Origin of the sequence: Streptomyces sp. NPDC059787 (assembly GCF_042732315.1) — a bacterium.
GTDB lineage: Bacteria > Actinomycetota > Actinomycetes > Streptomycetales > Streptomycetaceae > Streptomyces > Streptomyces atrovirens.
Genome location: NZ_JBHWHX010000005.1, coordinates 95,478 through 105,265, shown reverse-complemented (window position 1 = coordinate 105,265; position 9,788 = coordinate 95,478). Strand labels below are relative to the sequence as shown.

11 protein-coding genes are annotated in these 9,788 nt (G+C 72.1%); 4 read left to right on the top strand and 7 right to left on the bottom strand.

Features of this window, described 5'->3' with window-relative positions; genetic code table 11:
• Window positions 1-145: 145 nt before the first annotated feature.
• The 3 genes from ACFV5H_RS06675 to ACFV5H_RS06665 are packed head-to-tail and all read right to left on the bottom strand — an operon-like array spanning window position 146 to window position 3,202.
• The gene (locus tag ACFV5H_RS06675) at window positions 146-739 is read right to left on the bottom strand and encodes a TetR/AcrR family transcriptional regulator (RefSeq protein WP_344560471.1); all 594 of its coding nucleotides are present in this window, start codon (window positions 737-739) and stop codon (window positions 146-148) included.
• A gap of 28 nt (window positions 740-767) precedes the next feature.
• The gene (locus tag ACFV5H_RS06670) at window positions 768-2,432 is read right to left on the bottom strand and encodes a class I adenylate-forming enzyme family protein (protein WP_385047384.1); all 1,665 of its coding nucleotides are present in this window, start codon (window positions 2,430-2,432) and stop codon (window positions 768-770) included.
• Window positions 2,429-3,202, bottom strand: coding sequence for an SDR family oxidoreductase (locus ACFV5H_RS06665; protein ID WP_385193201.1), 774 nt, complete (start codon window positions 3,200-3,202; stop codon window positions 2,429-2,431). Before ACFV5H_RS06665 ends, ACFV5H_RS06670 begins: the two co-directional genes overlap by 4 nt.
• Window positions 3,203-3,370: 168 nt before the next feature.
• On the opposite strand from ACFV5H_RS06665, the gene ACFV5H_RS06660 reads away from it, so the two are divergent.
• Entirely contained in the window at window positions 3,371-4,621 is a 1,251-nt protein-coding gene (locus ACFV5H_RS06660; protein ID WP_385047389.1) for an exo-beta-N-acetylmuramidase NamZ domain-containing protein, read from the top strand.
• A gap of 356 nt (window positions 4,622-4,977) precedes the next feature.
• Window positions 4,978-5,580, top strand: coding sequence for a hypothetical protein (locus ACFV5H_RS06655; RefSeq protein ID WP_385047392.1), 603 nt, complete (start codon window positions 4,978-4,980; stop codon window positions 5,578-5,580).
• A gap of 162 nt (window positions 5,581-5,742) precedes the next feature.
• Here ACFV5H_RS06655 and soxR read toward each other — a convergent pair whose 3' ends face one another.
• A complete protein-coding gene (soxR, locus tag ACFV5H_RS06650; protein ID WP_385047394.1) occupies window positions 5,743-6,207 on the bottom strand; it encodes a redox-sensitive transcriptional activator SoxR in 465 nt (154 codons plus the stop codon).
• A 131-nt stretch (window positions 6,208-6,338) separates the two neighbouring features.
• Here soxR and ACFV5H_RS06645 point away from each other — a divergent pair, with 131 nt between their 5' ends.
• Window positions 6,339-6,800 carry a MaoC family dehydratase gene (locus ACFV5H_RS06645; RefSeq protein ID WP_030867150.1) on the top strand — a complete coding sequence of 154 codons (462 nt, stop codon included), beginning with the start codon at window positions 6,339-6,341 and terminating at the stop codon, window positions 6,798-6,800.
• Here the strand turns inward: ACFV5H_RS06645 and ACFV5H_RS06640 are convergent.
• The 3 genes from ACFV5H_RS06640 to ACFV5H_RS06630 form a co-directional block, all read right to left on the bottom strand.
• On the bottom strand, window positions 6,791-7,435 hold the full coding sequence (locus tag ACFV5H_RS06640) for a TetR/AcrR family transcriptional regulator (protein WP_385047398.1): 645 nt from the start codon (window positions 7,433-7,435) through the stop codon (window positions 6,791-6,793). The genes ACFV5H_RS06645 and ACFV5H_RS06640 overlap by 10 nt on opposite strands.
• Before the next feature lie 71 nt (window positions 7,436-7,506).
• Window positions 7,507-7,794: a YiaA/YiaB family inner membrane protein gene (locus tag ACFV5H_RS06635; RefSeq protein WP_385047401.1), complete on the bottom strand. Its 288-nt coding sequence runs from the start codon at window positions 7,792-7,794 to the stop codon at window positions 7,507-7,509.
• Window positions 7,795-7,854: 60 nt separating this feature from the next.
• Complete coding sequence (locus ACFV5H_RS06630) at window positions 7,855-9,006, bottom strand: acyl-CoA dehydrogenase family protein (protein WP_385047404.1); 1,152 nt, start codon at window positions 9,004-9,006, stop codon at window positions 7,855-7,857.
• Between the two features lie 88 nt (window positions 9,007-9,094).
• Here ACFV5H_RS06630 and ACFV5H_RS06625 point away from each other — a divergent pair, with 88 nt between their 5' ends.
• The gene (locus tag ACFV5H_RS06625) at window positions 9,095-9,736 is read left to right on the top strand and encodes a TetR/AcrR family transcriptional regulator (RefSeq protein ID WP_385047407.1); all 642 of its coding nucleotides are present in this window, start codon (window positions 9,095-9,097) and stop codon (window positions 9,734-9,736) included.
• Window positions 9,737-9,788 lie beyond the last annotated feature (52 nt).

The window sequence follows — 9,788 nt, the reverse complement described above, 5'->3', positions numbered from 1 at the left end:
GCCCCGCACGAGGTTTACCGCCTCCGGCCCGCACTTGGTCCCCCGGCGGCCCGTGCCCGGCCGCGAGCTTATGTGGACCGTGACGCCCCCAACCTCCCTGCGCCCGCCCGGCAGTGCCGGCGGGCCACAGGACGTGGGGGTGTTCTCAGGCGCGCAGCGCCCGCAGCAGCAGGTCCGCCAGGTGGTCGGCGACCTCCTGGGGGCTGAGCGGGCCGTCGGGGCGGTACCAGGTGGACAGGTGGTGCACGGAGCCGAAGTGGTAGTCGACCACCAGGTCGGCCGGGGTCGCCGTGGAGAAGACGCCCTCGCGCTGTCCCTCCTCGATCAGCGCGCGGAAGCGTTCGTGGTAGCGGCGGCGCTCGGCGCGCACCTGCTTGTTCTTCTCCGGGCTGAGGTGGTGCATGGAGCGGAAGAAGATCGACGCGTCGTCGAGGTTCTCGATCGTGGTGACGACGACGTCCGCCGCCGCGCCGCGCAGCCGCTTCTCGATCGGCTCGTCGGCGTCCGCGAAGTGGTCCAGGCGTTCCTGCTGGAGGCGCAGCACGCGCGCGTACACCTCGTGCAGCAGGTCGTCCTTGGAGCCGAAGTAGTGGTAGAGCGCCCCCTTGGTGACGCCGGCCGCCTCGACGATCTCCTGCACCGAGGTGCGGTCGTAGCCCCGCTCGGCGAAGAGCCGGGTGGCGGCGGCCAGGAGCCGCTGCGGCACAGGAGCCCCGTCACCGTCCGTCGTCCTGGGCACTGCCGCCACCCGCCTTTCCGTGTCGCTGCTAGTTGTCGTGGGTCAGGGAACGCAGTTCCCGCCGGAGGATCTTCCCACTGGCCGTCTTCGGCAGGTCCGGCAGGATCTCCACCTGACGCGGATACTTGTAGGCGGCCAGTTTCTCCTTGCAGTACGCGGCGAGTGCGGCCGGGTCCGCCTCCGCGCCGGGGCGCAGGCTGATGAAGGCCTTGACGGTCTCCCCGCGGTATCCGTCGGGCACCCCGACGACGGCGGCCTCGCGCACCGCCGGGTGGGTGTAGAGCACGTCCTCGACCTCGCGCGGCCACACCTTGAAGCCGGACGCGTTGATCATGTCCTTCTTGCGGTCGACGACGTACAGCCAGCCCTCGGGGTCCACGAAGCCGATGTCGCCGGTGCGCAGCTCGCCGTCGGGGAAGGTCTCGGCGGTGGCGTCGGGCCGCTGCCAGTAGCCGGGCACGACCTGCGGGCCGCGCACGACGATCTCGCCCTGCTCGCCGAAGGGCACCTCCTCGCCCCGGTCGTCGACGATCCGTACGACGGTGTCGGGGCCCGGCACGCCGACGGCCAGCGTGCCGGAGGCCTCGTCGACGGGCGCCTCCAGGTGCGGCGGGACGGAGGCGCAGGGGGCGGTGCACTCGGTGAGCCCGTAACCGTTGCGGATGTACGGCCCGAAGCCGGCCCGGAACTTCTCCACCAGGGCGGGCGGCAGCGGGGCGCCGCCGGAGGAGATCACCCGGAAGGAGGAGAAGTGGTCGCGGCCGGCGTCGGGGTGGGCGGCCAGCGCCATGAAGGCGGTGGACGGGCCGACGGTGTAGTGCGGCCGGTGCTCGGCGAAGGCGTCCAGGACGACGCCCGGCTCGAAGCGGTAGGCCAGGACGAGGGTGCCCGCGCTGTTGAGGCAGGCGCCGAGCTGGCACACCATTCCGGTGATGTGGAACAGGGGCGCGAGGGCGAAGTAGACGGGCGCCTCGGGCAGGCCGAGCCCCGTGCGCTGCCGCTCGGCGTTGTACATGATGTTGCGGTGCGTGTTGGTGGCGCCCTTGGGGGTGCCGCTGGTGCCCGAGGTGTAGCTGATCAGCGCGGTGTCGCCGGGGGCGGGGTCGCGGTGCCCGGGGGCCGGGTGGCCCTGGCGGGCGACGGTGGTGAGGTCGTCGGCGTCCGGGGGCTGCGGGAGCCGCTCGAAGGTGAGCACGCGCGTGTCGCCGCGGGTCTGGAAGTCCAGTTCGCAGCCGGTGAGCACGATCCGCACGGGCGAGTCGGCGGCCGTGTCGCGCAGGTACGACTCCCAGGCCCGGTCGGAGCAGATCAGCGCGGCCACGTCGGCGTCCCGCAGGACGTGCGTCACCTCGCCCGACTTGTACATCGGGTTGACGGGCACGACGACCGCGCCCGCCTTCCAGGCGCCCAGCAGGGCGAGGACGAAGAGCGGGGAGTTCTGCAGCAGGACCGCCACCCGGTCGCCGCGCTCCAGGCCGCGTGCGGCGAGCCGGCCGGCGACGGAGTCGCTGAGCTCGTCGGCCTCGCGGTAGGTGAGGCGGCCGTCGAAGTAGGCGAGGAAGGCGCGGTCGGGGGTCTCGGCCACCGCGCGGCGCAGGGCGTGCACCAGGGAGCCGGCGGGGTCGACGGGGGCGCGCTGGGCGTCGGTGAGGAGGGCCAGCCAGGGCTTGGCGGCGTAGCGGGAGGCGGTCACCGGTTCGCCTCCCACTGCTGCTGGAGGCGGTTCATGCCGGCCAGCCAGCGGTCCGGCTCGGCGGCGCGGGCCTGGTAGTACTCGGCCACCTCGGGGTGCGGCAGGATCAGGAAGCGGTCCTCGTCGATGCCCCGGAAGAGGGCGTCGGCCACGTCCTCCGGTTCGATCGCGGTCGGCTTGAGGACGAGGTCGCCCGCGCTGCCGCTGGCGTCGAGCATGTCGGTGCGCACGCCCTGCGGGCAGATCGCGTGGACCTTCACGCCGCGGTGGCGGTACGTCAGTGACAGCCACTCGGCGAAGGCGTAGGCGCCGTGCTTGGTGACGCTGTAGGGGGCGGTGCCGATCATGGTGAGCAGTCCGGCGGCGGAGACGGTGGAGACGAAGCGGCCGCTGCCGCGCTCCAGCCAGTCGGGGAGCAGTGCGTGCGCCGCGCGGACGTGCGCCATGACGTTGACGTCCCAGGAGAGCGCCCAGCCCTGCTCGTCGAGCGGTCCGCCGGGCTCCCCGCCGTCGCGGCCGACGCCCGCGTTGGCGCAGTACACGTCGACCGTCCCGCCGAGCGCGTCGCGGGCCTCGGCGACGATCGAGGAGGCGTCGCCCACCACGGCCAGGCCGCCGATCTCCTCGGCGACGGCCTTCGCGCGGTCGGCGTCCAGGTCGTTGACGACGACCCGTGCCCCCTGAGCGGCGAAGCGGCGGGCGAGCGCCGCCCCGATGCCGCCCCCGGCTCCCGTGACGACCACCTTCGCACCCTGCACGGCTTGCACCATCGGTCTCCTTCGACGCGGCTCCCAGCGGCTACCGGCGTCAGACTAACCGGTCGGTATGCCCGGTGGAAGGGGTGTTCCGCGCGGGGCCGGTCCGGTTCGTTCCCCGGGACGGTCGGGCGCGCTAGCGTGCGTGCGCATGACACCCGCCACGATCACGGAGGTCACCGCATGAGGCTGTCCAGACGGAGCCTGCTCGCCACCACCACGGCCGCGGTCGCGGTCTCCGCCGCCCCGGCCGCCGCCGCTTCCGGCCCTGCGCACGGGGGCGGACGGGGGCTGCGCACCGGGTTCGAACGGCTCGCCGCGGACGGCTACGGGCTGCTCGACGGCCGGCGCGTGGGCGTGGTCACCAATCCGACGGGCATCACCCGGGACGCGCGGCACATCGTCGACGTGATGCACGCCGACGACCGGGTGGACCTGACCGCCGTCTTCGGTCCCGAGCACGGCTTCCGGGGCACCGCCCAGGCGGGCGGCTCGGAGGGCCGTCACGACGACCCGGCGACCGGCCTGCCGGTCTACGACACGTATCTGAAGAGCGGTCAGGCACTCGCCGACGTCTTCACGGCGTCCGGCGTGGACACGGTCGTCTTCGACATCCAGGACGTCGGCGCGCGGTTCTACACGTACATCTGGACGCTGTTCGACTGCATGGAGGCCGCCGCGCTCGCGGGCAGGCGGTTCGTCGTACTGGACCGGCCGAACCCGGTGACCGGGCGGGCCGCGCTGGGCCCGGTGCTGCACAAGGAGTTCGCGACGTTCGTCGGGCGGCAGCCCGTCTCGCAGGCGCACGGGATGACGGTGGCGGAGCTGGCGCTGCTGTTCAACGGGGAGTTCCTGACGGCGCCGGTGCCGCTGGAGACCGTACGGATGTCGGGCTGGCGGCGGTCGGACTTCTACGACGCCTCCGGACTGCCGTGGGTGCCGCCGAGCCCGAACATGCCGACGCCCGAGACGGCGCTGGTGTACTCGGGGACGTGCCTGTTCGAGGGGACGAACCTGTCGGAGGGGCGCGGGACCACCCGGCCGTTCGAGCTGCTGGGCGCGGAGGGGATCGACGGGCGCTGGGCGGCCGGGGCGAACGCGCTGGGGCTCGCGGGCGTGCGCTTCCGGGAGGCGTACTTCGCGCCGACGTTCTCCAAGTTCCAGGGGAGGACCATCGGGGGCGTCCAGGTGCACGTGCACGACCGGGAGGCGTTCGATCCGGTGCGGACCGGGATCGGGCTGCTGATCACCGCCAAGCGGTCGTGGAGCGGCTTCGCCTGGCGTCCGGACAACTGGATCGACAGGCTCACCGGCTCCACGCGCGTGCGCACCATGATCGACGCGGGCGCGGACACGGACGAGGTGGTGGCCGGCTGGCAGGAGGAGCTGGCGGGGTTCCGGAGGACGCGGCGGGAGTACCTGCTGTACCGCTGAGAGCGGTGGTACGGGACGGCGGCGGGCGGCGGCCCGCCGCCGTTTTGCGTCGGGCGTGCATATCGGCGGGGTCTTCAGGAACCCGTGGAAGCTCCCGGGAGTTCTCAGGCTGACGAGGAGTGGCCGCTCCCCCACGGGGAGGGCACGGAGCGGGTTACCGCCGGTATCCCCGTGAACGACCACAACTGAAGCAGGGATCACGGGAGTTGGCCCGTGAGTCCCCGCGGCCGGCTGACGGGGGCCATCGAAAAAAGGATGGAGCCGATTCGCGTGTCGATACGTCTATTCGGCGACGTCCGTTCGACGACGCCGAAGTGACCGGATTACAGGTGCAGGTGTGACGGAGGTGCAGGACGATGGCCGGTTTCCGGAGTCTGGCGAGACAGGTCCGAGATCCGCGGTGCGATCTGGCACTGCGGCGCTATTCGCTGCGCAAGTGTCTTGAGCGGTTCGCTCCCTACGGGCACAGGGCGACCTGGGACCATCTGTGCGCGCGGGCCGGGTTCGATCCCGAGGACCGCTCCGTCGACCCGGCGCGGCTCGTGGCCGCACTGGACGAACTGGAGGAGGCCCGGGCGGTCTGGCTGGCCTATGAGGTGGAGTTCGCCGACCGCCGCAGGAAGGAGAAGCACGACGGGCTGCGCAGGCCGGGCAGTGTGGACGACTGGCACCGGCTGACCTGGGGCGGTTTCGGTGTGGCCTGGTGCGACGATCCGCGGGTGCATCCGCGCGAGCCGCTGGCCGAGGTGCTGCGGCGGCTGATCGCCGCGCTGGAGCGCGAGCCGGGTGCGGTCTGCCCCGTGTGCCGGGGGGAACGGCTCATGTGGCGCTTCGACCTGGACCACGAGCCGTCGACGGGGCCGGTCTGTACGGACTGCGGGATTCTGGTGCCGCGTCCCGTGCTCACCGCCGGGGCCCTGGCGGACGCCCGGCGGGCGAGGCTGCTGGTGTCGGCCTGAGAGGCGGGGAGCGAACGGGGCGAGGGGGTGCGCAGGGGATGCCGCACCCCCTGACTTCGGAGCGCGCGGGCGGGATGTTCCGCTTGCCGGCGCTTGCAGGGTGTCTCCCAGGCCCTTAGGGCACGGGGGGAGGCACGATTGCCCGCGGTCACGGGGGCGGGCTCACCGCTCGCCCTTCTCCGGCAGGAGGCGGGAGCCCGTCAGGTGGTCGCCGAAGACATCGTCCGGGTTGGACAGGACGCAGCTCTCCAGTGAGAGGCAGCCGCAGCCGATGCAGTCCGTGAGGTGGTCCCGCAGGCGGTTGAGCTGCTTGATGCGTTCGTCCAGTTCCGAGCGCCACGCCTCGGAGAGGTGCGCCCAGTCGTCCCGGGTGGGCGTGCGCTCCTCGGGCAGCTCGGCGAGCGCCTCGCGGATCGTGGCGAGCGGGATGCCGACGCGCTGGGCGGCGCGGATGAAGGCGACCCGGCGCAGGGTGTCACGGCTGTAGCGGCGCTGGTTGCCCGAGGTGCGGCGGCTGCCGATCAGGCCCTTGGCCTCGTAGAAGTGCAGGGCCGAGACGGCGGCGCCGCTGCGGGCGGAGAGCTGGCCGACCGTGAGTTCGTGGATCTTCTCGGGTATCTGGGGCACTCCCCGGACCCTACCCACCCGTCCGGCGGCCGGCTGTCGTTGACAGGGACCGCCCGGCACACCATGCTAAGCAGTTGCTTAGACATGCGCACACCGATGCGCTGCTACTACGTGACGCGAGAGGCCGGGACATGGCAGAGCCGAGGATCTTCACGTCCGTCGACGACCTGAAGGCGGCGGTGGGCGAGCAGCTGGGGTACACCGACTGGCTGGAGGTCGACCAGAAGCGGATCGACCTGTTCGCCGAGGCCACCGGGGACCACCAGTGGATCCACGTCGACCCGGAGAAGGCCGCGGCGGGGCCGTTCGGGACGACCATCGCGCACGGCTATCTGACGCTGTCGCTGCTGCCGCTGTTCGGCCCGCAGCTGATCTCCGTCGAGGGCGTGAAGATGGGCGTCAACTACGGCACCAACAAGGTGCGCTTCCCCGCCCCGGTCCCGGTCGGCTCGCGGGTGCGCGCCACCGCGACGATCACTGCCGTCGACGAGGTGCCGGGCGGTGTCCAGGTGGCCACGGCGTTCACCGTGGAGCGCGAGGGCGGCGACAAGCCGGTGTGCGTCGCCGAGTCGGTGGCCCGCTACTACCTCTGAGCGGGGCCGGTTCCCCGGGCCCCGACCATCCTGAGCACGAGGTCGGCGTAGAGCGCGCCGACCTCCTCGGGGGTGCGGGGGCCGTCGACGTTGAACCAGCGGGCCACGTCGATGCACAGGGAGAGCACGGCGAGCGTGGTCCCTTGTACGTCGATGACGTCGAACTCGCCGGAGCGCACGCCCTCCTCGATGATCCCGCGCACCTCGGCGTCGACCTGCCGGCGCAGTCCGAGGATCTCGGCGCGGGCGTCGGGGCCGAGCGAGTCGAGTTCGTACTGCACGACCCTGGCGGTGGTCCGGCCGCCCGCGTGCCAGCGGACGAAGGAGCTGACCGCTTCGGCGAGCCGCTCGCCGGGGCCGCCCTCGGCGCGGGCCGCCGTGCGCAGGATCTCGACGGCCTTCCGGTGGCCGATCCTGCTGATGCGGTGGAGCAGCTCTTCCTTGGTCTTGTAGTGGATGTAGAGCGCGGCCGGGCTCATCCCGGCGCGGCCCGCGATGTCGCGGGTCGTCGTGGCGTGGTAGCCGCGCTCGGCGAACGCCTCCACGGCGGCGAGCAGCAATCGTCGGGCCGCGTCGGGCGTGACCTCACCCCACGGTTGCGCCTCGGCGCCGGCCGACTCCTCCGCCGTACTCATCGCTCACCTCATTCGCTGGCAGGGGTAACACCATACCGGCAAGGGTGAGCGCTCGCTTAGCGCGCCCGTCGTCACAGCTTCTGCAGCGGGTCGTACTCGGAGAGCATCTTCTCCAGGCGGGCCTGGTCGACCCGGTTGACGATCTGCCCGGCCTCCTGACGGTCGCGGATGACCTTGGCCAGGGTGAAGGCGGAGGTGACGAGGTACAGGACCGCGATGCCCAGGAAGGAGCGGACCCAGGCGTCGGCCTCGAGGTTGAAGATACCGACCGCGGTGGCGCCCATGGCCACTCCGAAGGACGCGACGGCCTGACCGTAGAAGGCGGCCGTGCTCTGCTGCTTGACCGGTGTGTCGCTCATGGGGAAAAGGATCGGCGGATGTGGCCGCGGCCACATCCGCTCAGCTACTCAGGCACGTACTCAGAACGCCGAAACCCCGGTCAGGGCACGGCCGATGACCAGTTTCTGGATCTGGCTGGTGCCCTCGTAGAGGGTCATCACGCGGGCGTCGCGCAGGAGTTTGCCGGCCGGGTACTCGTCGATGTAGCCGTAGCCGCCGAAGACCTGCAGGGCGTTGTTGGCGGCGCGGACGGCGGCCTCCGAGGCGAAGAGCTTGGCCTTGGAGGACTCGACGGCGAAGGGCTTCCCCCGGTCGATCAGGTCGGCGACCCGCCAGGTGAGCAGCCGGGCCGCGTCGACGTCCACGGCGATGTCGCTGATCAGCTCCTGGACGAGCTGGTGACGGGCGATGGTCTTCCCGAACTGCTCCCGCTCCCCCGCGTAGCGCACGGCCGCGTCCAGGGCGGCCTGGGCTATGCCGACGCAGCCGGCCGCGACCGACATCCGGCCCTTGGCCAGGGCGGACATGGCGACCGAGAAGCCCTTGCCCTCCTCGCCCAGCATCGCGGAGGCGGGCACGCGCACGTCCTCGAGGACCAGTTCGGCGGTGGCCTGGCCGCGCAGGCCGAGCTTGCCGTGGACGGCGCGGCGGGTCAGGCCGGGGGTGTCGGTGGGGACGAGGAAGGCGGAGACGCCCTTGTGGCCGGGGGCGTCGGTGGAGCGGGCGAAGAGCAGGACGACGTCGGCCCAGGTGCCGTTGGTGATGAACATCTTGGTGCCGTTGACGACGTAGTCGTCGCCGTCGCGGACCGCCCGGGTGGACAGGTTCCCGGCGTCCGACCCCGTGCCGGGCTCGGTGAGGCCGAAGCAGCCGACGTACTCCCCGGAGGTGAGCCCCGGAAGCCAGGCGCGCTTCTGCTCCTCGCTCCCCCACGCGGCGATCGTCTTGGCGACCAGGCCGAGGGATACGGAGACGATGCCGCGCACGGAGGAGTCGCCGCGGCCCAGCTCCTCGGTGACCAGGCAGTACGCGAGATGGTCGCCGCCGCTGCCGCCGTACTCCTCGTCGACGGTCAGCCCGAGGAAGCCGACCTCGCCGAGCTTCTTCACGATGCCGCGGTCGACCTCCTCGGCGCGGTCCCAGGCGGTGGCGTGGGGCACGACCTCGCGCTCCACGAAGTCCCGGGCGAGCCGGCGGACGGCCTCCTGCTCCTCGCTGAGCTCCAGGTTCATACCGAGTCACCCCATGTGAGATCCATGTGAAACGTACACATTTAAATTAGCACTGCTAGTTTCCAGGCGCAGCCCTACTATGTGCGCCATGGCCCGACCGCGCAAGCCCCTGCTGAGCACCGACCGGATCGTCGGTACGGCCCGTGCGCTGGTGGACGCGGAGGGCCTCGCGGCCGTCTCCACGCGCCGGCTCGCCGCGGAACTGGGGGTGAGCGGGCCCTCGCTCTACAACCACTTCCGCACCAAGGACGAGATCCTGGAGGCGGTCGCCGACTCGGTGAGCGCGCTGGTCGACCTGTCGATGTTCGAGGACGGCCGGGAGTGGCGGACCGCGCTGCACGACTGGGCGGTCTCCTACCGGGCCGCGCTGCGCGACCACCCGAACATCGTCCCGGTCCTGGCCCGCGGTCCCGGCCGCCGTCCGGCGGCGCTGCGGCTGGCCGACGCGGTCTACGGCGCGATGGTCGAGGCCGGCTGGCCGCCCGCGCAGGCCACCTCCATCGGCGCGCTGATGCGGTACTTCATCATGGGCTCCGCGCTCGGCTCCTTCGCGGGCGGCTTCGTGGACGACGCCAGCGCCTACGACCCCGCCGACTACCCCCACCTCGGGCAGGCCCATCTCCTCGCCGAGCAGCAGGAGAAGATCGACGAGCGGGCCTTCGAGGCGGGGCTGACGGCGCTGCTGGACGGGCTGGCGCTGCAGTACGAGCAGGCGCGGGCCGGCGCTTGAGTGCTCCGCCGAGGGTTCGGTGATCGTCCGCGGCGCCGTCGTGGCTGGTCGC